The organism is Cellulosimicrobium funkei, assembly GCF_001019615.1.
Classification (GTDB): Bacteria; Actinomycetota; Actinomycetes; order Actinomycetales; family Cellulomonadaceae; genus Cellulosimicrobium; species Cellulosimicrobium cellulans_E.
On the sequence record NZ_JNBQ01000005.1, the window covers coordinates 1 to 23,443 of the forward strand.

General features: G+C 74.7%; 18 protein-coding genes and 3 pseudogenes. 7 read left to right on the forward strand and 14 right to left on the reverse strand.

Annotation, left to right across the window (positions count from 1 at the left end):
- A pseudogene (locus tag FB00_RS22290) lies at nucleotides 1–542 on the forward strand (AMP-dependent synthetase); the annotation flags it as partial.
- 4 nt (nucleotides 543–546) lie between these two features.
- On the opposite strand, the gene FB00_RS07110 reads toward FB00_RS22290, so the two are convergent.
- Nucleotides 547–1,272 carry a hypothetical protein gene (locus FB00_RS07110; RefSeq protein WP_047232228.1) on the reverse strand — a complete coding sequence of 242 codons (726 nt, stop codon included), beginning with the start codon at nucleotides 1,270–1,272 and terminating at the stop codon, nucleotides 547–549.
- 288 nt (nucleotides 1,273–1,560) lie between these two features.
- Here FB00_RS07110 and FB00_RS07115 point away from each other — a divergent pair, with 288 nt between their 5' ends.
- Complete coding sequence (locus tag FB00_RS07115) at nucleotides 1,561–5,184, forward strand: S8 family peptidase (protein WP_156186330.1); 3,624 nt, start codon at nucleotides 1,561–1,563, stop codon at nucleotides 5,182–5,184.
- 78 nt (nucleotides 5,185–5,262) lie between these two features.
- Here the strand turns inward: FB00_RS07115 and FB00_RS07120 are convergent, their stop codons facing one another.
- Nucleotides 5,263–5,685: a GNAT family N-acetyltransferase gene (locus tag FB00_RS07120; protein WP_047232229.1), complete on the reverse strand. Its 423-nt coding sequence runs from the start codon at nucleotides 5,683–5,685 to the stop codon at nucleotides 5,263–5,265.
- A gap of 84 nt (nucleotides 5,686–5,769) precedes the next feature.
- Between FB00_RS07120 and FB00_RS21005 the strand changes: the two genes are divergently transcribed.
- On the forward strand, nucleotides 5,770–6,459 hold the full coding sequence (locus tag FB00_RS21005; RefSeq protein WP_197088767.1) for a DUF4241 domain-containing protein: 690 nt from the start codon (nucleotides 5,770–5,772) through the stop codon (nucleotides 6,457–6,459).
- Nucleotides 6,460–6,563: 104 nt separating this feature from the next.
- On the opposite strand, the gene FB00_RS07130 is transcribed toward FB00_RS21005, so the two are convergent.
- The 9 genes from FB00_RS07130 to FB00_RS07170 form a co-directional block, all read right to left on the reverse strand.
- The gene (locus FB00_RS07130; RefSeq protein WP_047232230.1) at nucleotides 6,564–7,982 is read right to left on the reverse strand and encodes an alkaline phosphatase family protein; all 1,419 of its coding nucleotides are present in this window, start codon (nucleotides 7,980–7,982) and stop codon (nucleotides 6,564–6,566) included.
- A complete protein-coding gene (gene eboE / locus FB00_RS07135; protein ID WP_197088768.1) occupies nucleotides 7,979–9,208 on the reverse strand; it encodes a metabolite traffic protein EboE in 1,230 nt (409 codons plus the stop codon). Before eboE ends, FB00_RS07130 begins: the two co-directional genes overlap by 4 nt.
- A 12-nt stretch (nucleotides 9,209–9,220) precedes the next feature.
- The gene (locus tag FB00_RS07140; RefSeq protein WP_047232231.1) at nucleotides 9,221–10,099 is read right to left on the reverse strand and encodes a TatD family hydrolase; all 879 of its coding nucleotides are present in this window, start codon (nucleotides 10,097–10,099) and stop codon (nucleotides 9,221–9,223) included.
- Nucleotides 10,099–10,803 (reverse strand): EboA domain-containing protein, encoded by a 705-nt coding sequence (locus FB00_RS07145; protein WP_052877522.1) that lies wholly within the window; start codon nucleotides 10,801–10,803, stop codon nucleotides 10,099–10,101. Before FB00_RS07145 ends, FB00_RS07140 begins: the two co-directional genes overlap by 1 nt.
- A complete protein-coding gene (locus FB00_RS07150; protein WP_231581760.1) occupies nucleotides 10,800–11,747 on the reverse strand; it encodes a sugar phosphate isomerase/epimerase family protein in 948 nt (315 codons plus the stop codon). Before FB00_RS07150 ends, FB00_RS07145 begins: the two co-directional genes overlap by 4 nt.
- Nucleotides 11,744–12,661: an SCO3242 family prenyltransferase gene (locus tag FB00_RS07155; protein WP_047232232.1), complete on the reverse strand. Its 918-nt coding sequence runs from the start codon at nucleotides 12,659–12,661 to the stop codon at nucleotides 11,744–11,746. The genes FB00_RS07150 and FB00_RS07155 overlap by 4 nt, the downstream gene beginning before the upstream one ends.
- The gene (locus tag FB00_RS07160; RefSeq protein ID WP_047232233.1) at nucleotides 12,658–13,896 is read right to left on the reverse strand and encodes an inositol-3-phosphate synthase; all 1,239 of its coding nucleotides are present in this window, start codon (nucleotides 13,894–13,896) and stop codon (nucleotides 12,658–12,660) included. The genes FB00_RS07155 and FB00_RS07160 overlap by 4 nt, the downstream gene beginning before the upstream one ends.
- A 288-nt stretch (nucleotides 13,897–14,184) precedes the next feature.
- Nucleotides 14,185–15,648 carry a hypothetical protein gene (locus FB00_RS07165; protein ID WP_047232234.1) on the reverse strand — a complete coding sequence of 488 codons (1,464 nt, stop codon included), beginning with the start codon at nucleotides 15,646–15,648 and terminating at the stop codon, nucleotides 14,185–14,187.
- A gap of 70 nt (nucleotides 15,649–15,718) precedes the next feature.
- On the reverse strand, nucleotides 15,719–16,282 hold the full coding sequence (locus FB00_RS07170) for an RNA polymerase sigma factor (protein WP_047232235.1): 564 nt from the start codon (nucleotides 16,280–16,282) through the stop codon (nucleotides 15,719–15,721).
- Nucleotides 16,283–17,084: 802 nt separating this feature from the next.
- On the opposite strand from FB00_RS07170, the pseudogene FB00_RS23210 reads away from it, so the two are divergent.
- The 3 genes and pseudogenes from FB00_RS23210 to FB00_RS21020 form a co-directional block, all read left to right on the forward strand.
- Nucleotides 17,085–17,444, forward strand: a pseudogene (locus FB00_RS23210) (DUF4012 domain-containing protein); the annotation flags it as partial.
- Nucleotides 17,445–17,466: 22 nt separating this feature from the next.
- Entirely contained in the window at nucleotides 17,467–18,264 is a 798-nt protein-coding gene (locus tag FB00_RS22670; RefSeq protein WP_052877524.1) for a hypothetical protein, read from the forward strand.
- Between the two features lie 243 nt (nucleotides 18,265–18,507).
- Nucleotides 18,508–19,548, forward strand: coding sequence for a hypothetical protein (locus FB00_RS21020; RefSeq protein ID WP_052877525.1), 1,041 nt, complete (start codon nucleotides 18,508–18,510; stop codon nucleotides 19,546–19,548).
- Nucleotides 19,549–19,647: 99 nt separating this feature from the next.
- Here FB00_RS21020 and FB00_RS07185 read toward each other — a convergent pair whose 3' ends face one another.
- Nucleotides 19,648–20,268: a hypothetical protein gene (locus FB00_RS07185; RefSeq protein WP_156186331.1), complete on the reverse strand. Its 621-nt coding sequence runs from the start codon at nucleotides 20,266–20,268 to the stop codon at nucleotides 19,648–19,650.
- Nucleotides 20,269–20,471: 203 nt separating this feature from the next.
- A complete protein-coding gene (locus FB00_RS07190; protein WP_231581769.1) occupies nucleotides 20,472–22,643 on the reverse strand; it encodes a glycosyl hydrolase family 18 protein in 2,172 nt (723 codons plus the stop codon).
- On the opposite strand from FB00_RS07190, the gene FB00_RS23215 reads away from it, so the two are divergent.
- The gene (locus FB00_RS23215; protein ID WP_419865517.1) at nucleotides 22,642–22,914 is read left to right on the forward strand and encodes a glycine zipper domain-containing protein; all 273 of its coding nucleotides are present in this window, start codon (nucleotides 22,642–22,644) and stop codon (nucleotides 22,912–22,914) included. The genes FB00_RS07190 and FB00_RS23215 overlap by 2 nt on opposite strands.
- Here FB00_RS23215 and FB00_RS23220 read toward each other — a convergent pair.
- Nucleotides 22,866–23,057 (reverse strand): annotated as a pseudogene (locus tag FB00_RS23220) (carbohydrate-binding protein); the annotation flags it as partial. The gene FB00_RS23215 and the pseudogene FB00_RS23220 sit on opposite strands and share 49 nt — an antisense overlap.
- Nucleotides 23,058–23,443 lie beyond the last annotated feature (386 nt).

The window sequence follows — 23,443 nt, forward strand, 5'->3', positions numbered from 1 at the left end:
GCGAGACGGGCGCGGTCGCGGCCCGCACCGACGCGGGGCCGTTCGTGGTCGTCGCGGGGCGGCGCGTCTGGGTCGAGGTCCTCGACGACGACGGGGCCCCGGTCCCCGACGGCGGCCTCGGCGAGGTCGTCGTCACGGTCGACGAGAACCCGTACCTGCCGCTCCTGCGCTACCGCACCGGCGACCGCGCGCGGATCGTGCGGCGCGGGGAGCGGGTCGAGCTGCACGACCTCGAGGGCCGGTCTCCCGTGCGCTACCTGCGGCCCGACGGCGCGTGGGTGCCGTCCGTCGACGCCGCCCAGCACCTCCAGGCCCACGGCATGGCCGCGTGGCAGCTCCACCAGTCCGCCGACGGGAGCGTCGTGCTCGACGTCGTCCCCGACGTCCCGGGCGACGCCGGGGCGCGGGCCGCGCGGACTGCGGGCGACGCCGTCGGGCACCTGCTGGGTCGCCGTGTCACCGTGCGCGAGGTGAGCCCGGCCCGGCTCGGCGCCGGTCGCGCCCGCCGCTGGTCCAGCGACGTGCCCGGCGGTGCCGCGTGACGTCTCAGCCGAGCTGGCCCACGGGGCGGTAGACGACCGAGGACGCCTTGTTGTCGAACGTGCCCAGCGTCGCGCAGTGCGGCGTGCAGTTCTTCTTGGCACCCGCGTAGCTGTAGGAGTCGTAGAGGGTCACCCAGCAGCCTGCGTAGGTCGTCGCGGAGGTGACGACGTTGTTCATGAGCAGGTTCGCGAGGTTCGGGAAGCCGTAGGTCGAGCCGGTGTAGCACCCGTTGGTGCCCGACCCGTAGAGCACCTTGGACGCGCCCTTGTAGTTCGCGTCGCGCCACAGCACGCCCAGGACGAGCGAGCTGGCGGCAGCGGTGGTGGCGCGCTCCGTCCCGGCGAGGCGCTGCCCGGCCGGGGCCGACGACGCCGACGCGTTGAGCTCCGAGACCACACCCTCGACCTCCGCCGGCGTCGCGTCGGCGAGCCGCGACGAGGCGACGTCGCCGCCCGAGACGAACTCGAGCGCCTCCTCGAGCGAGCCGAAGCACACCTCGGGCGCGGGCGGGAGCGTGTCGGGATCCTGGCCCGGAAGGAGCGGCTGCGCCTCGACCGCGCAGCTCTCGCCGGTCGAGACCTGAGCGTCGGCGGCGGGGTCGGCGCCGCGGTCCCAGGTCACGACCCGCAGGTCGGGCTCCGACGCGAGGGCCGGCGCTGCCGCGGCGGCGCTGAGGGCGAGTCCGGCGACGAGCGCGGCGGACAGGACGCGGAGCGAGGATCTGGTCATGGTTTCTCCTTCTGCGTGGGCCACGCCCCCGGGTTCGCACCCCGTGGACCTGCCGCGGGAAGGGGACTCCCACAGGACGGCCACGTCCTGTGACCCCGCCCGCATCGTAGAGCGTGCGGTGCCCGTTGTCTCCGGCTCGTCGCCGGCCTCCGCACCCGCCGCTGGGCAGGTCGGGCGCTCGTTCGTTACCGTGCTCGGGTGGCCTCCGTCCCACCCGGGCGAGACCGCTGGGAAGGACCCATCCACGAACCCTTCGCCGAACCGGCCCTGCCGGGGAGATGAGTGTCGATGAAGCACCGTTCTCTACCCGTGTCGCTGACCGCTGCCGCCGCGAGCCTCGCCGTCGTCGCCGCGGCCGCCGCACCTGCTGTCGCGGACCCGCCGCCCGACCCCGGGGACTCCCTCGGGGTGCAGTCGGGCTCGTCCCTGGCCCCGACCGACAAGGTCGCCCCGTCGCTCGCCACCGCGCGCGGCACGGTGACGGCGTTCGTCGAGCTCGACGCGCCGTCGGCGGTCGACCTCACGGCGCAGGGCGCGTCGCCGGACGAGGTCGAGGCCAACGCGCAGGAGGTCGCAGCGCTCGCGGACGACGTCGTCCCGCAGCAGGCGACCGCCCGTAGCGCCGGCGCACGCGACCCGCAGCAGGTGTCGGTGACCAGCACGCTCGTCGCGGGCGTCGTCGTCACGGGCGACGCGGCCCGGGTGCGCGACCTCGCGCGCGACGCCTCGGTCGTCACGGTCTACCGGATCGTCCCCAAGAAGCCCGCGAACAAGGGCACGGACGTGTTCACGCGGGCGCTCGAGACGTGGCAGAGCACCGGCCTCACCGGCGAGGGCGTGCGCATCGGCATCATCGACACGGGCATCGACTACACGCACAAGGCGTTCGGCGGCCCCGGCACCCAGGAGGCGTTCGACGAGGCCTACGGCGACCGCGGCACCGGCCCGGTCCCCGACGGGACGTTCGACGAGCTGAAGTTCCTCGGCGGGCACGACTTCGCGGGCTACGACTACGACGCGAGCGGCACCGTCCCCGGCACGACGCTCGTGCCGACGCCCGACGAGAACCCGATCGACTCGCTCGACTCGGTCGGCTCGGGCCACGGCTCGCACGTGGCCGGCACGACGGCGGCGTACGGCGTCACCGCGGACGGCGAGACGTTCGACGGCGACTACTCCACGCTGACCGACATCTCCGACTGGCAGGTCGGCCCGGGCTCGGCGCCCGAGGCGGGCCTGTACGCGCTCAAGGTGTTCGGCGACCTCGGCGGCTCGACGGGCGTCGTCGTCGACGCGCTCGAGTGGGCGGCCGACCCGAACGGCGACGGCGACCTGTCCGACCGCCTCGACATCGTCAACCTCTCCCTGGGCTCGGACGGCTCGCCCGCGGACGACCCGGAGAACCTCTTCATCGACCAGCTCTCGCGCCTGGGCACGCTGTCCGTCATCGCGTCGGGCAACGCGGGCGACGTGACCGACGTCGGCGGCTCGCCCGGCAACGCGCGCACCGCCCTCACGGTCGCGAACTCCGTCGGCGACACCCAGACGTTCGACGCGGTGCGCGTCGACGCGCCAGAGTCGCTCGCGGGCGAGTACCCCGCCCAGAACTCCCAGGACTACGCGGGCGGCGCGGACGTGACCGCCCCGGTCGCGTTCGTCGCGGACGACTTCTCCGGGTGCCAGGCGTTCACGCCCGAGCAGGCGGCGGCCGTCGCGGGCAAGATCGCGTTCCTCTACTGGGACGACAACGACGCGACGCGCGCGTGCGGCAGCGCCGCGCGGTTCAACAACGCGCAGGCCGCGGGCGCGGTCGGCGTGCTGCTGTCCTCCGAGCTCCCGTCGTTCGTCGCCGGCATCGCGGGCAACGCGGGCATCCCCGGCGCCCAGCTCACGGCCGCGAGCCACGACGCGCTGCGCCCGGCGATCGAGGCCGGCGAGGTCACGATGACCATCGGCCCGTCGTTCGCGCTGTCGTCGTTCGTCTCGATCCCGGAGATCGGCGACACGCTCAACAGCGGGTCGTCGCGCGGCGTGCACGGCTCGCTCGGCATCGCCAAGCCCGACGTCGCGGCCCCCGGCACGGGGATCGCGTCCGTCGCGTCGGGTCACCTGGACGGGGCGAGCATCAAGTCCGGCACCTCCATGGCCACCCCGCACGTCGCGGGCATCGCGGCGCTCGTCAAGGAGGCCCACCCGGGCTGGGCGCCGGCCGAGGTCAAGGCGTCGGTCATGAACACCGCGACGCACGACGTCTTCACCGGGCCGTCGGGCACGGGCACCGCCTACGGCCCCGAGCGCGTGGGATCCGGGCGCGTCGACGCCGTCGACGCGGTCGGGAACACGACGCTCGCCTACGCGTCGCAGGACTCCGACCAGGTGTCCGTGGCGTTCGGCGTCGTGCCGGTCGGCAAGGACACCGTGACCGTGCGCAAGACCGTGACCGTGCAGAACACGGGCGACGCCCCGAAGACGTACGCGACGAGCTTCGCGCAGTCGAGCACCGCGGGCGGCGCGACCGTGTCCGTCACCCCGGCGTCGGTCACCGTCCCCGCGGGTCAGCGCACGGTCGTCACCGTGACGCTCACCGCGGACCCGGCGACGCTCGCCAAGGAGCTCGACCCGACGTCGTCGGACGACTCCGGCCTCGGCGTGCCGCGCGACTACGTGTCCTCGGTCAGCGGTCGCGTCGTCCTCACCCCGACCGACGGCGGCACCGCGCTGCGCGTCCCGGTCCAGGCGTCGCCCAAGCTCGTGAGCGACCTCTCCGGCAACGCCGTCGCCTTCCCGGGCTCGGCGACCACCGCCGACCTCGACCTCGACGGCCGGGGCGTGGCCTCGGGCGGCTGGTACTCGCTCGTCGCGCCGTTCGAGCTCAAGACGACGAGTCCGCGCCTCGAGGCGGACGCGGCGGTCGGCGCCTCGGCGTCGGCCATCGCGGCGGCCGACGTGCGCGCGGTCGGCTTCACGTCGACGGCGCCGCAGGTCGCGGCGGACGGCGGCGACCCCGCCGACGGCGTCATCGGCATCGGCGTCGCGGTCGACGGCGAGTGGGCGAGCCTCGGCTCGGTCTCGATCCCGGCGGTCGAGGTGGACGTCGACTCCGACGGCACCGCGGACTTCGAGGTCGCGGCGATCAAGTACAACAGCGAGACGGACCTGACCCTCGCGGCGACGTTCACCCTCAAGGACTGGACCGCTCCGGACGGGACGGCGTACGAGGCCGGCGACAACGTCGACCTCCAGCCGATCAACTCCGTGTGGGGGAACGTCGACACCTCGGTGTTCGACAACAACGTCGTCGTCCTCCCCGTCGGCATCGGGTCGCTCGGCATCGAGGAGGGCGACGTGCCGACCTTCCAGGTCCTCACGTACTCGCCGTACTCGCAGGCCGCCGACCAGCTCGTCGACGCCACGCAGAAGTTCACGGGCGACCCGTACGACCCGGCCTACTGGTTCGACGGCGGCGACCAGCTCCTGTTCGTCGGGGCCGACGACACGTCGATCCCGGTGCACCGCTCGGAGGCCGCGGCCGAGGCGGGCAGCGGCAAGCTCCTGCTGCTGCACCTGCACAACGCGACGCCGACCAAGCGCTGGCAGACCGTGGACGTCACGACGTCCGCCGTCGTCGACGCGACGGTCACCGCCGAGGCGCGCTGCCTCGGCGGCAAGGCGCACGTCGCGGTCCGCGTGCTCAACGAGTCGGGCGCGACGGCCGACGTCGTGGTGACCACGCCGTACGGCGAGAAGACGTTCCCGAACGTCAAGGACGGCAAGAACGCCTACCAGTCGTTCTCGTCGCGCGCGGCGTCGTTCGACGCCGGGTCCGTGACCGCGACCCTCACCGCCGAGGTCGACGGCGAGGAGGTCACGACGACCTACGACGCCGACTACGAGGCGCTGAGCTGCTCGTAGTCGTCAGCGGCCGTCAGCAGCAGTCGCACGCACGCGGCGAGGGCCGCCATCCGAGACCGGGTGGCGGCCCTCGCCGCGTCAGGGCGCGAGATGCCGCGTGCCGGGGCGCACCATCGCCGTGCGGTCGGGCGTCTGGAAGCCGAACTTCGCGTAGAGCCCGTGGGCGTCGTCGGTGAACAACGTCCAACGGAACCGCGCCCCGGGGCCGTCGTCGATCATCGTGCGCACCAGGAGCGTGCCGACACCGCGACCGCGCGACGCCGGGTCGACCACCACGTCCGCGAGGTAGGCGTCGTTCACGCCGTCCGACACGGCTCGCGCGAACCCGAGCTGGCGACCGGTCGCTCCGTCGTAGACGCCGACGACCCGCCAGGCGCCGTCGATCTGCCGCTCCACGTCCGCGCGTTCCCGCCAGCGGTGCCAGTAGACCTCGGTCGAGAGCATGCGCCAGATCCAGTCGCGGTCCAGGTGGCGAGGGTCGTCGTCGGTGGTCAGCGGCATCGGGCCATGATGCCCGGCTCCGCGCCGCGGGCACAGCGGCGTCTCCCCGGGCGGCACGTCGGCTCCGGCGGCTACGCTCGCGGCGTGAGCGACTTCCCCACCCCTGACACGTTCTTCGCCCTGCGCACCGGCCCCGCCGCGGGGACGGGGCCCGCCGGAGGCCCCGGCCTGCGCCTCGCCGTGCACGACCTGGGCGAGCTCGTCCTGCCCAGCGGCCGGCTCGAGGCGTCCGACCCGTTCACGCTGCTCGGCGAGGGTCTCGTCGTGCAGGTCGAGCCGGGCCGGTACCCCGTGCGCGTCACCGTCGCCGACGTCTCCGACGAGCAGGACGGCTCCCACCTGCGCGAGGCGTACCTGAGCGTCGTGCTCGCCGAGGGCGAGGTGGCGGCCGTCGAGCCGGTCGTCCCCGAGGGCGCCGACGGGCCTCCCGAGGCCGGGGCCGCCTACGGCGTGCCCGTGGACGCCGGGACGGTCGCGTTCGCGGACGCGGACGCCGTCGCGCGGCTCATGCCCGACGGCGACTGGTACGACGAGGTGTTCGACGACGGCACGGACACGAGCTGGTTCGCGCTCACCGACTCACCCGACCACCTGCGCGAGGGGTCGGCGAACATCCTGCTCCCGGGTGCCCAGGAGGGCGAGAACGTCGTGCTCTCGCACTCCGGCTGGGGCGACGGCTTCTACCCGCTCGTGCGCACCGTCGCGGCCGACGGCACGGTGCTCGGCCTGCACCTCGACCTCCTCGTCGCCCTCCCGGACGACGACGAGGACTGACGGCCGCGCCGAGCCCGGGACCGCTCCTCAGCGGCGGCCGTCGCGGAGGAGAGGTCCCGGGCTCGGCGTCGTGGCCGGGGGACGGCAGGCTCACGGGCTGCGGGTCAGACGCGGACGCCGAGGCCTTGGAGCTCGAGCACCAGGCCCTTGATCGCCGCCGCCGGGACCTGCCCGCTCCCGCTCTCCACGACCCCTGCGACCGACGCCGGGACCTCGCCGTCGGAGCACAGCACGAGCGGGGTGTCGGCCGAGGAGTCGGGCAGGCGGCCGTGGGAGCCCTTCACGTACGACGCGTCGAGCGGGACGGTGCTCATGGCGTACCGCAGGCCGACCTTCTTCTTGACGAGGTTGAGGCCGGCCTTCGCCTTGGCGAGCTTGTCCGCCGGGTCGAAGAACAGCTCGGCGGGGTCGTAGCCGGGCTTGCGGTGGATGTCGACGCCGCGCGCGTACTCCGGCGCCCGCGCGTCGTCGAGCCAGAAGTAGTACGTGAACCAGGCCCCCGGCTCAGCGACGACGACGAGGTCGCCGGAGCGCTCGTGGTCGAGGCCGTACCGAGCCTGCGCCTCGCGGTCGAGCACCTCGTCGACCCCGGGGATCCCCCGCAGCAGGTCGGTGACGCGCCGCTGGAGCGCGGGGTCGTGCTGGTCGCCCAGGTAGACGTGCGCGACCTGGTGGTCCGCGACCGCGAACGCGCGCGACGTCCACGGGTCGAGCTGCTCCTTGCCGTCCTGCACGTAGACCTCGAGCAGGCCCTCGCGGCGCAGGATGCGGTTGAGGTGCACCGGCCGGTCGGCGTCCGCGATGCCGTACTCGGAGACCACGAGGACGGTCACGCCCTGGTTCGCGGCGTCGTCGAGCAGCGGGGCGAGGGTCGCGTCGAGCTCGGCCGCGGCGGCGTCGGCCTGCGGCGACGTCGGTCCGAACCGCTGGAGGTCGTAGTCGAGGTGCGGGACGTACGCCATCGTGAGGTCCGGGGCGTGCGTGCGCAGCACGTGCCGCGTCGCGTCGACGATCCACCGCGAGGACGAGATGTCCGCCGTCGGGCCCCAGTACGTGAACAGGGGGAACTCGCCGAACCGGCCCACGAGGTCGTCGTGCAGCGCCGGAGGGCGCACGTACGCGTCGGGGGACTTGCGGCCGTCGGCGTGGTAGATCGGGCGCGGCGTGACGGTGACGTCCGTCGACATGCCCATCGCGTACCACCAGCAGACGTTCGCCGACGAGTACTCGCGGCGCGCCCGACGCGCGGCCTCCCACAGCTTCTCGCCCTCGACGAGCCGGGCGTGCTGCCGCCACAGGTACACGTCGCCGAGCTCGCGGAAGTACCAGCCGTTCCCGACGATCCCGTGCTGCGACGGGCTGAGCCCCGTCGTCATCGTGGCCTGGACGCTGCACGTCACCGCGGGCAGGACCGTCGCGAGCTCGGACTGCCAGCCGCTCGCGGCGAGCTGGCGCAGTCGCGGCATGTGCGCGAGCGCGGTCGAGGTGAGCCCGACGACGTCGAGCAGCAGCACGGGCTTCATGCGGTCCTCCTGGTGGTGAGGTCGGTGTCGGCGGTGAGGTGGGTGGTGGCCCAGCGGAGCTCGGCCGCGATGCCGGCGACGAGCGAGTCGGTCGCCGCACCCTCCGGGAGCACCGACCACGTGTACGTCTCGACGTCGAGGTGCGCCTCGTCGCCGTGCGGGGCCGCCCGCACGGCGTCGACGGCGTCGCGCAGGACGTCGGTCGTCGCGGCGAGCGGGGCGGCGGGCTCGTGGTGCAGCGGCACGTGGAAGTGCACGCGCCACGGCCCCTCCCCCGGCAGCGCGTGCCCGACGGCGTCCCCCGCGTCAGGCGCGGACGCCTCGCCCAGGGCGTCGGGCAGGTCGTCGGCGGCGAGGACGTCGCCCGCCGCCGTGAGCTCGCGCACCTGGTGGATGTAGCGCTTCTCGGCGAACGCGCCGACGGCCGCGCGCGCGGCCGGGTCGGACGGGTCGTCGACGTGCAACGCCGCCGACGCCTGCACCTTGACCACGCGCAGCCCGGCGTCCGTGATGCGGCGCACCGTGGCGGCCGTCCCCGCGCGCCGGTCCGCGAAGGACACCGCGAGGTGGCACGTGTCGAGGCACACCCCGACGTGCTCGGGGTCGATCCGCTCCTCCCCGGCGCCCGCCGCGATCCCGCCGCCCTCGGTGCGCGCCGCGAGCCAGGCCACGACGTCGTCCACCGTGTCCAGCACGCAGCCGGGCTCCGGCTCGACCGCGACGCGCACTACCTTCCCTGTTCGCTGGCGCAGGTCGCGCAACCCCGCGCCCAGGGCGACGAACGCGCGGGTCGCCGCGTCGTCGTCGGCCGCGGACCACAGCTCGCGCCACGCGAGCGGGAGGGTCGAGATCGAGCCCGCCGCGCCGTCGGGCAGGAGGTCGGCCAGGACCTCGGCGCACTCGAGCGTGTACGCGAGCCGCTCGGGCTGCGCCCACGTGGGCGTGTAGACGTCGAGCTTGACGACGTCCGCGTGGAACCCGCCGTACGGGAACGCGTTGAGCGTGTGGACCTGAAGACCTTGCTCGTCGAGGACGGCGCGCAGCCACGCCCGGTCGGCCGGCGACGCGGCGAGCCGGTGCGCGAGCGTCGCGGGCATCCAGAGCCCGACCCCGAGGACGTCGAGCCCAGCGGCCGCGCGGACCGGGCCTGCGTAGGTCACGAGCTGCTCGACGACCCCGTCGAGGTCCTCGGCGGGGTGGACGTTGGTGCAGTACGACAACAGCACGGTGGTGCCGCCCTACGCCCGCACGCCGCGCAGCACGGACGAGCCCTCGAACTCGACGCCGGGCGTCGGGAGGTCGCCCTCGACGAAGCCCGGCACCGGGTCGAGCACGAGGTTGCCGGACTGCCCGTAGAACTCGACGGGGTTGCGCCACAGCACCTTGTCGACGTCGTCCTCGGTGAACCCGGCGGCGAGCATCGCGCGGCCGGTCTTGAGCGTCTTGAGCGGGTCGGACCGCCCCCAGTCCGCCGCGGAGTTGACGATCATCCGGTCGGTGCCGTGCTCCTGGAGGATCGCGACCATGCGGTCCTCGTCCATCTTGGTGTCCGGGTAGATCGAGAACCCGGCCCACGCGCCGGCGTCGAGCACGAGCGCCACGTTCGTCTCGTTGAGGTGGTCGACGAGCACGTGCTCGGACGGCACCCCGGACTCGCGCACGACGTCGAGCGTGCGGCGCGTGCCCGCGAGCTTGTCGCGGTGCGGGGTGTGCACGAGGACCGGCAGCTCGACGTCGCGCGCCATCTGGAGCTGGCGGGAGAACACCTCGTCCTCCTCGGGCGTCATCGAGTCGTACCCGACCTCGCCGACGGCCACGACGCCGTCCTTGAGCAGGTAGCGCGGGATCTCGTCGAGCACCTCGCGGCAGCGCGCGTCGTTCGCCTCCTTGGGGTTGAGGGCGATCGTCGCGTGGTGGCGGATGCCGAACTGCGCGGCCCGGAACCGCTCCCAGCCCAGGAGCGCGTCGAAGTAGTCGAGGAACGACCCCACGCTCGTGCGCGGCTGGCCGAGCCAGAACGCCGGCTCCACGAGCGCCCGCACTCCCGCCGCGTACAGCGCCTCGTAGTCGTCCGTCGTGCGGCTGGTCATGTGGATGTGGGGGTCGAAGATGCGCATCAGGCGGTCCTCCCGGTGGTGACGTCAGGGGCGAGACGGGCGACGTCGTCGGGCACGACGCGGCCCGCGGCGCGGCGCTCCGCGGCGAAGTCGCGTGCCATGCGCGCGACCTCGTCGTCCGCGCGGTCGTCGAGGCCGGCGACGGCGTCGAGGCTCACGCCCATGAACACGAGCTTGAGCACCGCGTGCCGCCACGCGTGCTGGTCGAGGTGCGCGGCCGCGAACGGCCCGACCGCCGCGGCGACGAGGCTCTGGTCGTTGGTGCGCAGCGCGTCGGCGGCGAGGTCGCGCCCGACGGCGACGACCGAGGCCGCGGAGTCGCCCGCGAGCGCCCCGCGCTCGGTGAGCGCGTCGAGCCCGCGCAGGACGCCGCGCCGCTCGGCGGTGTCGCCGTGCTGGTACAGGTCGGCGAGACGCGCGGCGAGCGCGGCGTCGGCGTCCGACCCGCGGCGTCCGACGGCCTCGGCGAGGGCGACCACGAGCGCGGCGCGCGCGCCGTCGTCGACGGTACCGTGGACGATCCCGGCGGGGTCGGTCTCGGGACGGACCGGTGTGCGGCCGACCTTGCGACCGGCGAGCGCGAACGCGCGGGACACGGCCGCGGGGTCCTGCTCGACGGCGGCGCGCGCCTCGGCGAGCCAGCGCTCGCCCTCGGTGGTCGCGCCGTCCTGGGCCGCGGGGGCGGCGGGGGCTGGCTCGGTCATGGCACCTCCTGGGGGTGGTCGGAGACGGGTGGTTCCTGTTCGGACGCGGGCGCCACGGAGCGTCGGTCCCAGGCCTGCTCCAGCGCTGTCATGCTGCGGTGCGCGAGGCCGGGGGCGTCGTACGAGTGGCGGGGCAGCTCGACCGCGGCGACGCCGGTGTACCCGACGTCGGCGAGGGTCGCGAGCACGAGCGGCAGGTCGATCTCGCCCTCGCCGAACGGGCGGTGCTCGTGGTGCGTGCGCGGCATGTCGTCGAGCTGCACGTTCGCCAGGTACGGCGCGGCGGCGCGCAGCGCGCCCACGACGCCGTCGGGCTCCACGACGAGGCAGTGCCCCACGTCGACGGTCACGCCCAGGTCCGCCAGGTCGCCCGCGTCGCCGCCGAGCTCGTCGCGCAGCCGCAGGGCGTCGCCGACGGTCTCGACGAGCATCCCCGGCTCCGGCTCGAGCGAGAGGCGCACGCCGTGGTCGCGGGCGTGCTCGACGAGGCCGGGCAGGCGGTCGCGCAGGAGCGCCCAGCCCTCGGCCGGGGACGCGCCGTCGGGCAGGACGCCGGAGAAGAAGGACACGCACTCGGCGTCGAGCGCGGCCGCGACCTCGACCGCGCGGCGCAGGAAGCGCAGCCGGGCGTCGGCCTCGGCGTCCACGAGCGTGGGCCGGTGCTTGCGGTACGGGTCGAGCAGGAACCGCGTGCCCGTCTCGACGACGACCTGCATCCCCGCGCCGCCGCGCAGCGTGGCGAGGCGCGCGCGCAGCGCGTCGACCTCCGGGCGCCAGCCGTCCGCGAACGGGTCGAGGTGCGGGAAGCCGAGCGTGAGCGCGACGGCGCCGTAGCCCTCGTGCTCCAGCACGTCGAGCGCGACGTCGAGCGGGTGGTCCGTGAAGCCGTTGGTGCCGTACCCGAGCGTGAAGGGCATCCCCTGCCGGGTCTCGTGCGCGCTCACGTCTCGCTCATCTCGGCGCGCCCGCGGCCGGCCCGGCGCAGGAGCCGGCCCGCGACCTCGACGCCCGCGAGCACGCCCACCGACGCGAGGCTCCCGCCGCGCGCCGCCCACGCGGCCTGGAGCGGCAGCATCGCGCGGATCCCGGCCTTCGTCGCCGCGAAGGCGTTGCCCGCGGACGGCGTGATCGCGGCGTCCACCTGACGAGGCAGCGCTGTCGCGAGGTACGCACCGGCCGCGACGACCCCGGCGACCGCCGACGCCACGCGGGTCGCGCGGCCCGGGCCGGCGCCACGGCCACGGCGCAGCGCCCCGACGCCGACGACCGCCCCGCCCACCGCGGTGGCGGCCGCCACGCCGGCGGCGAGGGACGACGTCGTGCCGTGCACCTCGCCGCGCGACACGAACGTCACGCCCGCGGTGTGCACCGCCATCCCCGCCGCGGCGGGCAGCGCGGCGCGCAGGTGCCCGACGCCCGCGCCCAGCAGGACGTCGAGCCCGCGGCACGCGGCCATGACGACGGGGCCGACGGCGTGCTCCTTGGCGACCGTGTCGTACGTCCAGACGCTCGCGGCGAGCGGCACGGCGACGGCGAGCGCCCGCGCTCCCCCGCCCGCGGCGGCAAGGCCGACGCCCGCGGCCGTGAGCCCCACCGCCACCCGGAGCGCGCGGCCCTCGGAGATGCGACCGGACGGGATCGGCCGCTCGGGCCGCTCGACCGCGTCGAGGTCGCGGTCGGCGTAGTCGTTGAGCGCCATGCCGCCCGCGTACAGGCACGCGGACGCGAGCGGGAGCAGCGCGCGCCGCGGGGTGAACGCGTGACCGGCCGCAGCCGCGCCCGCGAGCGTGTCACCGACCACCGAGAGGACCGCCGGTGCGCGGACGAGGTCCAGGTGGTCGTGGAGGGAGCCGGTCACGGCCGGTCGGCCGGTGCGGCACCGACGCGGGCCGCCGCCTCGCGGACCCAGTCCGCGAGCGCCACGGTCTGCGCCGCGAAGTCGTGCACGTCGCTCCCCCACGGGTCCTTGAAGAAGAACCCGAGCTCGGGGACCGGGCCCCCGTACCCGGCGGCGTCGGCGAGCGCGAGCAGGCGCGCGAGGTCGAGCACGAGCGGCGCCGCGAGCATCGAGTCGTAGGCCGACCACGTGGTCTGGAGCGTGAGGCGGGAGCCGAGGAAGCCCTCGACGTGCACGTGGTCCCACGCGACCTTGATGTCGCCGAGGTCCGGCACGTTGTCGATGTGCAGCGGGGTGACCTGGCTGCCCGTGAGGTCCTGGAGGCCGCGGGACTTGGACGCGAGCTTGCTCTGCACGGCCTCCGGGTCGGCGAGGGTCGCGCCGTCGCCGCCGCCGAGCAGGTTGGCCCCGGCCCAGGACAGGACGCGCAGGCCGCGCGCCGCGAAGGCGGGCGCGAGGATCGTGCGCAGCCACGTCTGGCCGGTCTTGCCGTCCTGGCCCGCGACGGGGACGCCGCGCTCGGCGGCGAGCTCGAGGAGCACCGGCAGGTGCATGCTCGCCGACGGCGTGAACTCCGCGAAGGGCGCGCCCGCGAGCAGGGCGGCGTACGCGGTCACGGAGCTCGGCGGGAGCACGGCGCGCTCCGGGTCCGCGAGCGCGGCGCGCAGGAGCTCCCGCTCGGAGAGCTCGGGGCCAGGCTCGGGCAGGGGCTCGGTCGACACGAGGTCGACGACGACGACGCGCGCGAGCCCGTGCCGCTCGCGGAAGTCGACGATGTCCGCGGCCAGACGCTCCGCCGCGGCCTGCTGGGACTCGCGCGGCGACCCCTCGGCGGGGTGGGCGGTGTAGCCGGGCCGGACCTCGGCGTCGGCCCGCTCCAGCGCGGCGTGCGCGGCGGTCAGCAGGCGCGGGGCGATCATCCCGGCCTCGACGAGCTGCTCGGCGTGCTTGACCATCGAGACGTCGGAGATGTCGTGGCCACCCACGACGAGGTCGCCGAACGCCGGGAGCGGGGCCGACGCGAAGGGCTCGGAGACCGTGACGCACCCCGTCGGCGCGGCACGCCCGTCCGCGATGGCGGCGAGGCCGAGGGTCGCGGTGGTCGCGACGGAGCCGCGGGCGCCGACGAGCCAGAGCCCCGTGCGCGCGTCCGGTGCCGGGCGGTCTGACGAGCCGTCAGAAGCGAAGTGGTGCATCGTTGCTCCCGTTCCCGTCGGCGGGCGCCGGAGCGCCGCCGAGCACGACGACGATGGCCTCCCTGCCATCGTCGGACCGCACGCCCGGACGAGGGCGTGTGAACGCTCTCCGACCCGGTGGGCGCCCGGTCTGCTGCGACCCTAGTCACACTTTTGTCGATGGTCAATCAAAAGCGTGGCCACTTTCGCGAGGCAGAACGCTTGCAGCGTGCAAAAGCGTACGACAAACACAACCGGTCGGTCGCCATCGCGCGGACGGCGACCGCCCGGCCGCTTCGGTGGACCCGGTCAGCCGGCGGGCGCGAAGTCGAGCTGGTGGTCGACGACGGCCACGACCGACCACACGTTCCCGTCGGCGTCGGACAGCTCGTACGCGGGCAGGAGCACCGCCGCGCCGTCGGGCTGGTACTGCACCGCGAGGCCGAGGCGCGCGTCCGTGATCGTCACGTCCGTGACCGGCCACGCGAACCGGGCGCCCTCGCCGACCGTCGGCGGCACGGTCGGCGCCTCCGGCTCGGCGGGCGCGGTCTCCGGCACGAGCTCGGTAGCGGCTCCCTCCCGCGCCAGGGCGATCATCCCGCCCCCGCCGAACCGCGGGTCGCCCAGGCGGTCCACCGCCTCGGCGGGGCTCACGACGTCGTAGGAGCCGATCGCGACGCGCGGAGCGAGGCCACCGTACAGCGACGCGAGGCCGGCACCGGAGTACGTGGCGCTCCACTGCGTCCCGGTGCGCTGCCCCTCGACCACCTCGTACGCGGTCACGGTCGTCGCCCGCGGCGCGCCCTGGTCGGCCGGCTGCTCGTCCGCCACGACCTCGTACGCGGCGGGGTCCAGGCCGAGGGACCCGAGCACGTCGCGGAGCGCGTCGACGGCGTCCGCGCCGCTCGGGGGCGCGCCGTGGTCGGACTCCTCGCACGCCCCCGGCTCGGCGTCGGAGCTCCCCGAGCCCTCGTCGCCCTCGGCCGGCATCGGCGACACGACGACGCAGCCCCACGGGTCCTTCGTCGGGTCGTTGAAGCTCACGCTCGCGAGCCCGTCGGCCTGGAGCGAGACCGTCGGCCCCGTCCAGTCGGTCGACCCCACGACGTACGACCCGTAGTCCTCGCGCACCTCGCCCGGGACCCCGAGCACGTCCGCGACGCGGCGCGCCGTCTCCTGCGAGTACACGCCCGCGGCGTCGTACGCCCACGCGTCGGCGCCGGCGCCCTGCGTGGAGAGCCCGTCCTGGTGGAACACCGTGCGCCCGCCCCAGAGCCCGGGGTACGCCATGTCCGCCGTCGCGCGCGACCCGGCGGCGAGACTCTCCGGGGCGACCGCCCCGCCTGCCGCGTCTCCCGCGGCGGGCGCGTCGGCCGCACCGAGCTGGATGGGCGCGAGCGCGGTGGACTCGACGGCCGAGTCCCCCGCCGACGAGGCCCCGACCGCCCCCGCACCGAGCGCGTAGCCGCCCGCCCCGACGACGAGCACGCCGGCCACGGCCGCGGCGACCTGGAGCGGGGCCCGTCGGCGCAGGCGGCGGGCGCGGCGCTCGGCGAGCTCGTCGACGAGCGTCGCCGTCGCACCCGCGGGCCCGGAGATCGGGTCGCTGTCAGGCGCACCGGCCGTCGCCCCGCCGGCGAACGCCTCGGGGACGCGGTCGCGGACCGCGGCCTCCAGGGCGCCGGTGTCCGGCGCGGCGCCGGCCGCCGGGTCGGCGGCGCGGAGGCGCTCGAGGTCGGCGTCGTCGGGCTGGTCGGGGGTGTGGCTGGTCATGTCGCCCTCCAGGTACTGCGGGGCCGTGCCGCGGAGTCCGCGGCCGGTCGGGTCTACCCGTGATGTGTGCTCAGGCGCCCGACTCTTGCGCGAGGGCCGACTGCTCCGCCCACGCGGCGCGCAGCCGGGCCCGGGCCCGCGAGAGCGCGGCGTCGGCGCCCCCGCGCGACGTGCCGAGGACCGCCGCCAGGTCGTCGCCGCCCAGGCCCTCCCACGCGTGCAGGAGGAGGATGCGCCGGTCGCGGACCGACAGCGCGCCCAGCGCGCGCCGGACCTCGTCGTCCTGCACGACGACGTGCTCGACGTCCGCGTCCTCGTCACCACGGTCCGGCACCTCCGCGACCGGTACCGCCCGCGCCTTGCGCCGGTGGTTGGCGAGGACGAAGCCCGCGGTGCGGTACAGCCACGGGAGCTCGGCGCCGTCGGGCACGTCCTCGCGGCGCCGCCAGGCCGTCGCGAGGACCTCGGCCGTGAGGTCGTCGGCGTCGGGCCCCACGGAACCGGCGGCGCTCGGCAGCCGGCGGCGGAAGTAGCGGTAGAGCGGCGTCGCGTGCGCGGCGAAGAGCGCGGCGAACCAGGCCTCGTCGTGGGCGGCGACCTCGTCGGTCTCGTCGTTGCCCTCGTCGGTCGTCACGGCGGCTCCTCGTCGGCGGGGCGGGCTGTCAACCGCTCTGTGTCCCGGGCGGACCGTTCCTTGCACGGCGCGTCCTTCACCCGAACCTCACCCGCGACGGCACCGATCCTGCCACCGCCCAGCACCTACGCTGTGGGGCATGACGACGTCGGAGCAGGTTGGGGCGCCCGCGACGCCCTCGCCGCGCGGCCGCGGCCGGCACTGGACCCGCTGGGTGGGCTGGGGCCTGATCCTGCTGGCCGTGCTGCTCGTGGCGTGCGTCGCGCTGCTCGCTCGCGACGCCCTCGCCGCGCGCGAGGCGTTGACCCGCGCCCTCGACGAGGTCCCCGCGGCCGAGGAGGCGCTGCGTGTCGGGGACGTCGACACCGCGGACGCCGCCCTGGAGCGGGTCCAGCCGTTCACCGCGACGGCGCGCGCGAGCACCGACGGCCCGCTGTGGTCCCTCGCCGCGCACCTCCCCGTGTACGGGCAGGACCTCCGGGCGTTCTCCGCCGCCGCCGCGACCGTGGACGACCTCGCGGCCGTCGTCCTGCCGTCGCTCACGCAGGCGCTCGGCGCGATCGAGGGCGACAGCGTGACGATCACGGACGGCGGCGTCGACCTCGCACCGCTCGTCGACGCCGCGCCGGCGGTCGCGCGCGCCGCGGACGCGTTCGACGACATCGACGCGCGCCTCGCGGCCGTCGACCCCACCGCGCTCCACCGGGAGATCGCCGAGCCGTACGCGACGCTCGTCGCCCGCGCGGACGACCTGCGTCCCGTCGTGCAGACCGCCGACCGCCTCACCTCGCTCGGTCCGGCCATGCTCGGCGCCGACGGACCGCGGCGGTACCTCGTGGTCTCGTTGAACAACGCGGAGCTGCGCGCGGGCGGCGGCATCCCGGGAGCTCTCGCCGTCCTCACCGTCGACGACGGCGCCGTCTCGCTCGAGCGTCAGGCCTCGACGGCCGACGTCCCGCCGTTCGCCGAGCCCGTCCTGCCGCTGGACCCGGGGGTCGAGCAGCTCTTCACCGACCGCGTGGGCCGGTACGTGCAGGACACCCCGCTCACGCCGGACTTCCCGACGACCGCGGAGCTCACCGCGACCATGTGGGAGCAGTCCCAGGGCGAGACCCTCGACGGCGTGGCCGCGATCGACCCCGTCGCGCTGTCCTACCTGCTGGAGGCCACCGGGGGGGATCGACGTGCCGTTCGGGGAGGGATCGGTCGCGCTCGACGCGGGCAACGTCGTCCAGGTCCTCCTCTCGGACGCCTACGCCCAGCTCGAGCCCGGGGAGCAGACGGACGCCTTCTTCGCCTCCGTCGCCTCGACCGTCCTCGAGACGTTCCTCGGCGGCACCGCGGACCCCGGGGTCGCGCGCGACGCCCTCGCCCGGGGCGCCGCCGAGCACCGCGTGCTCCTGTGGTCCGCGCACCCGGCAGAGCAGGAGCGGCTTGCGGGGACGGTCGTCGCGGGAGACGTCGACACCGCCGACCGCGCGGTGAGCTCGGTCGGCGTGTTCCTCAACGACGCCACGGGCGGCAAGATGAGCTACTACCTGGCGACGGACGTCCGGCTCTCCGGCAGCGTCTGCACGGACGGCGGGCGGGTCGACACGTTCCGCGCCGTGCTCGCGTCCACCGCGCCCGCCGACGCCGCGACGAGCCTGCCGTGGTACGTCACGGGCGGCGGGATCTCGGGCGTCGCACCCGGGAACGTCCGCACGATCGTCGTGCTCTACCCGCCGCGCGACGGGGTCGTCGGCACGGTCCGGGTGGGCGAGGAGCCGAGCGGCGCGCTCGTCGCCGACGTGGCCGGGCGGCGCGCGGCCTCGTTCCCGGTGGAGCTCGCCCCCGGGCAGAGCGCCACCGTGACCTTCACCGTGACGGCCCCGGCCGAGGGCCCGGGGACCGGGGGCCCGGACGGCACGATCGACCTGTGGACCACGCCGACCGTCGCGGAGCCCGGGCTCGCGGTCGTGCCCGTCGCGGCGTGCGGCTGAGCCCGGCAGAACCGTCACCGAGAGGTCCGCGAGACACCAGATCACGGCCGGATAACGATGGCCCCGGCGGGCCACAATTCACCCGGACGACCGTCCAGTTCAGGCCCGGATCCTCGCTATTCTGGCGCCAGTCGCTCGACCCGTGCCACCGGCCCGTGGCGCCCCGTGCATCACGGACCGCACTCCGGGGCTCTCTGCGTACCGGAACTCCTCAATCCTTGAACCGAGACGGGTGAAGAAGCCATGCGTACCTCGAAGGGTCCGCGCAGCACGGGACGGGCGGTGCTCGTCGGAGCGCTCTCGGCCGTCGCCGCGCTCCTGACCGTCCCCGCCGTCGCGACCTCCTCGAGCGCGGCCACCGACGACCCCGAGACGTACGTCCCGGAGATCACCGTGGCCTCGCCGGTGTGCGACGGCGACGTCCCCTACCTCGACTACGTCTTCGAGCTCCCCGAGAACTACGAGAACGACGAGGCGAACCCGCTGACGATCACGTGGGTCAACCCCGACGGGGACGACGTGGTCCAGTCCGGCCTGCCGCTGTCAGGCCGGGTGCTCTGGCCGGGTGCCGAGGTCGACGGCGCGGGCAACCCCGTCGACTGGCCCGGATGGAGCCTCGTGGACGGCGAGTGGGTCGTCGGTGACGAGTTCGACTGGGTCCGCGCGGGTGTGACGGTGGTCTTCGAGGTCAACCCGACGGCCGAGACCGTCGTGGCCTACCCGCCGTCGACCCCGGAGTGCGCGACGAACCCGCCCGGGACGCCCGAGCCCACGATCAAGGTCGACGTGCTCACGCCCGTCTGCGTCGAGGGCGTCTCCTACCTCGACTACGGCGTCTCGGTCACCGGCACCCCGAACACGACGGCGACGCTGACGTGGCACAACCCGGACGGCGAGGACGAGGTCATGGCCGACCTGCCTCTCAGCGGACGGGTCCTGTGGCCCGGCGCGTATCCCGAGCGCTTCGTCGACCTGCCGGCCGACGAGGGCTGGGAGCTCGTGAACAACATGTGGATCAACACCGCGACCCACGGCTGGGCCACGGGCACGGTGGACGTGACGTTCGCCGTGAACCCCGAGGTGACGGTCCCCGTGACGTACCCGCAGGACACGAGCAACTGCCTCCCCGGCGTGACGCCGGTCGACAACCCCGTCGCCGGGAGCCAGAACCCGACGCTCGCGGAGACCGGCGCGACGGTCGGCCTGTACGCCGCGATCGCCGCCGGGCTGGCCGTGGTCGGCGTCGCGATCGTCCTGCTGACGCGCCGGACCCGCAAGGGCTGACCGGACACCGCACGCACGGCAAAGGCCTCGCACCCGCAAGGGTGCGAGGCCTTCGCCCGTCGGGTCCCGACAGGGGCGCCCCGGACGGGGACCGATCGGTCAGGCCGCCGCCCAGCCGCCGGCCGCCAGGCGCGACTCCAGGCCCTCGAAGGCCCAGCGGTCGACGACGAGCACCGCACCGCCGGGGGCGTCCGGGACGTACCACTGGAGCTGCTCGACGGTGCGCACCTCGGCGCCCGACGCGTCGACGCACGAGAGCGTCCAGCGCGCCAAGGTGGCGGGTGTGCCGGCGACCTCCACGTCCGACTCGGTCGCCTCCCCGACCGCACGCGCGGCGAGCTCGTCGCCTCCGGGGCAGGTGGCGCCGTCGGGCACGTGCGCCGCGGCGGGGTCGACGCCGTCGAGGGCCGCGCCGGTGAGGATCTCGAAGCTGGGGCAGACCGCGTCCTCGGGGCACCCGCCCGCGCGGACCTGCGTGAGGCCGTCGGCGGGCTGGAGCACGGACCAGTACTCGGCGGCCGGGAGCTGGAGGGGGCCGACCGGGACCTTGCCCTCGTCGGCGTGGGCGCCGTGCGCGCCGTGGTCCTCGGCGGTGGCCGGGCCCGAGCCTCCGTCGGCCGTCGCATCGGGCTCGGAGGCCCCCGAGCACCCGGCCAGGAGCACGCCGCCGAGCGCGACGACCGCCAGGGAGCGGGAGAAACGGGTCGTTCGATGATGCACGTGCACGATGGTCGCCTTTCACGGTCGGAGGTCCCCGCAGCCCACTGGGGGGAGCTGCGGAGACCTCGTCGGTCTTGTCACGCTAGCGAGCGCGAACGTCGGTGGAGATGCGTGAGACCCACACGATGGCGGCTCGCGGGTACGGGATTCCCCGTACCCGCGAGCCACCGAGGCGGAATCTCGTCAGGGACGTCGGTGGTGCGTCAGCACGCGCCGCCGTCGGCCCACGGCCCCCACGCCGAGGCGCCGGGGGTGTCGTTCTGGGTCCAGTAGCGCGCCGTCCACACGTGGCCGCCGTGGCTCACGACCGCACCACCCGTGTAGACCGTGCCCGCGACCCAGGCCGGTGCGGTGCACGTACCGGTGCCGGTGCCCGGCCCGCCCGGTCCCTCGCCGCCCCCGGAGCCCGGGAGGTCGACGACGGTCACGCCGCGCGGGTGGTCGTACGTCGTGGCGTAGTCCACGCCGTCGACCGTGACGATCACGTTGGAGAACTGGGCGGCCGGCATCGACCACTTGAGCTGGTTCGTGATCGAGCCGCCGGCCGGGATGCCCCCCGTCGGGACCGTGAACTGCACGGTGTGGAAGTCGCCGTCGAGGCCGCCGACGTTGTCGCCCGTGTGGCCCTTCGCGGTGACGGTGGTCTTGAAGCCGCTCCAGTCGCTCATCTCACCCGGGTCGGTCGTGCCGTACTGGAACGAGATCGTCGCACCGGCCGGGATGTCCTTCGCACCGTCGTTGGTGAAGACGACCTTGGGCGAGATCGGGTAGTTGTTGTCGCCGAGCGCGAACTCCGTGTACCGGATGTCGACGTCGAGCGCCTGCGTCGGCATCTTCCGGTCGGCGTTCGCCTTCGACGCGCCGTAGGGCGTCGTGGCCGAGAGCCTGCTGTGCATGAGGTCGACCAGCGTGCTGCCGATCTCGTACTGACCCTTCGCCTGGTCGTAGCCGAAGTCGCCCGCGAGCTCCCAGATCATCAGGCCACCGAGCCCGGTGTCCGCGACGTAGTCCGCCTTGGCGGCGATCGCCTCGGTCGAGTCACCGGAGAGGAACGTCTTCGTCTGCGCGTTCCACCACCACTCGTTCTTGGTGACCGGGTCGAAGTGGCGCTCGTACGTGCCCTGGATCGTGTCCGTGACCCCGTACGCGGAGACGTAGTCGCCCGTCACGCCCTTCTCGAGGTTGAGCACGTGCCACATCGGGTTGACGCCGGCCGGGACCGCGTTGCCCTGCGGGTCGCTGTCGTACCAGAGGTTGTCGATGCCCTCCGCGCCGTAGCCGCACTTGTTGTTGGTGCCCGCCGGGCAGAGGAACCCGGCCGGCGCCTTCGCGGTGCCACCCATGCCGTAGGTGCCGCCCTGCACGTTCTGGAAGCCGCGCGTGTAGAACGGCACGCCCAGGTTGATGCGGCCGGCCTGCATGGCGCCCCGGAAGTAGTGCGCGGCCCAGTCGCCGTTGAGGTAGCCGATGCCCTTGTAGGCGCTGTAGACGCCGCCGGCCGCGAGCTCGGGGTCCTTGCCGTCGTCGAACAGGGCGCCGTTGCCACCCACGTACTCGTTCCAGGCGCCGTGCAGGTCGTACGTCATCATGTTGACGTAGTCCGTGTACTGCGTGACCTGGTAGACCTCCATGCCGCGCAGGAGCCAGCCTGACGACGGCGTCGCGGTCGTGAGCATGTAGTACTCGCCGTCGTGCGCGCCCGCCGCGTCGAGCTTCTCACGAAGCGTCTTCATGAGGTTCACGTAGCCCTGGAAGAGCTGCCCGCGGCGCTTGTCGGAGATCTGGAAGTCGTCCGGGTTGCCGGCCTGGTTGTTGGACGTCGGGTACTCGTAGTCGATGTCGATGCCGTCGAACCCGTACTGGCGGACGAAGTCGACGACCGAGTCGGCGAAGGTGTCGATCCGGGCCTGCGACTCCGTCATCGTGTAGAAGCCGCCGGACGCGACACGCTTGCCGCTCGCGTCGAAGTAGCCGCCCGTCTCGGCCCAGCCGCCCACGGCGGGGATGACCTTGACGCCCGGGTGGGCCTTCTTGTACTTCGCCAGCAGGTTGAAGTGGCCCGTGTAGTCGAGCGTCGGGTCCATCTCCGCGCCCGCGACGCCCGGCCACGTCATGTCCGTCGCCGCGTTGCCCGCCGCGCCGGCGTTCACCGAGACCTTGTCGTTCCCGTCGATGTGCGCGAACGCGTAGTTGATGTGGGAGAGCTTGTCCCACGGGATGTCGCTCGCGAGGTAGCGCGGCTGGCCGTTCGCGCCGGTCCGCCAGCTCGAGAAATAGCCGATGACGCGGCGGTCCAGGCCGTTCGGCAGCTTCTCGCGCCCGCTCTCGTCGTACACGTCGCAGTAGGGCGTCCGGACGCCGGGCGTCTGCGCCATGCCGTCAGGACGGCACTTCTCGTCCGGGTTCGCGGCCGGGTCGGTCGTGGGGTCCGTCGTCGGGTCGGTCGTGGGGTCCGTCGTCGGGTCGGTCGTGGGGTCCGTCGTCGGGTCGGTCGTGGGGTCGGTCGTGGGGTCGGTCGTCGGGTCGGTCGTCGGGTCGGTCGTGGGCTCCCCGGTCGAGGTGTCGCCGCACGCTCCGAGCGACTCCCACGGCCCGTACTGCTCCTTGCCCGGGACGTTGTTCTGCGTCCACCACTTCGCCCGGTAGTTCTGGCCGCCGTACGAGACGGTCGCGCCGCCCACGTAGGCCGGGGCGGCGGACCAGGGGTCCGCGCACGCCGTGGTCGCGGCGGCGGCCACGGGGGTCGCGGCCTGCGCGGCCGCGGCGCCCGCGAGGCCGGTGGCCAGCACGGCGAGCGTCGTGACGGCCGCGACGACCTGTGGCCGGCGTCCGGGAGCGCGGGGGGCGCGCGCCCGGGGGGGTCAGGGACAACCGCATGGGGGTACCTCGATCTGCTGGGTTGCTGCGCACGACGCCGGACGGCGTCGCGTCGGGCACGGTCGCCCGGGGAGGGCGACCGACGGGTGCTGAGGGGTGCTGAGGGGTGCCGGGCGGGACCCGTCACGACGGCGGGTCCACGACGGTGCGTCGGCGACGCGGCGAGGGGAGGGTGCACGGGCGGGTGCACAGGACTCGTCACCGCGACCGCCGTCGACCACCTCGTGGACGGGTCCCGCTCGGCGGCGCCGGTCGCACGTGGCGACCGGCGCCGTCAAGGGCCGACGAGGGCCGACGA

Coding starts and splice junctions, on each gene's coding strand:
- FB00_RS07110 (WP_047232228.1), bottom strand. CDS start 1,272: ATGACCAGATCCTCGCTCCGCGTCCTGTCCGCCGCGCTCGTCGCCGGA.
- FB00_RS21020 (WP_052877525.1), top strand. CDS start 18,508: ATGCGTACCTCGAAGGGTCCGCGCAGCACGGGACGGGCGGTGCTCGTC.
- FB00_RS07190 (WP_231581769.1), bottom strand. CDS start 22,643: ATGGCGCAGACGCCCGGCGTCCGGACGCCCTACTGCGACGTGTACGAC.
- FB00_RS07145 (WP_052877522.1), bottom strand. CDS start 10,803: ATGACCGAGCCAGCCCCCGCCGCCCCCGCGGCCCAGGACGGCGCGACC.
- FB00_RS07160 (WP_047232233.1), bottom strand. CDS start 13,896: ATGCACCACTTCGCTTCTGACGGCTCGTCAGACCGCCCGGCACCGGAC.
- FB00_RS07140 (WP_047232231.1), bottom strand. CDS start 10,099: ATGCGCATCTTCGACCCCCACATCCACATGACCAGCCGCACGACGGAC.
- FB00_RS07115 (WP_156186330.1), top strand. CDS start 1,561: ATGAAGCACCGTTCTCTACCCGTGTCGCTGACCGCTGCCGCCGCGAGC.
- FB00_RS07130 (WP_047232230.1), bottom strand. CDS start 7,982: ATGAAGCCCGTGCTGCTGCTCGACGTCGTCGGGCTCACCTCGACCGCG.
- FB00_RS07165 (WP_047232234.1), bottom strand. CDS start 15,648: ATGACCAGCCACACCCCCGACCAGCCCGACGACGCCGACCTCGAGCGC.
- FB00_RS07120 (WP_047232229.1), bottom strand. CDS start 5,685: ATGCCGCTGACCACCGACGACGACCCTCGCCACCTGGACCGCGACTGG.
- FB00_RS23215 (WP_419865517.1), top strand. CDS start 22,642: ATGCCGTCAGGACGGCACTTCTCGTCCGGGTTCGCGGCCGGGTCGGTC.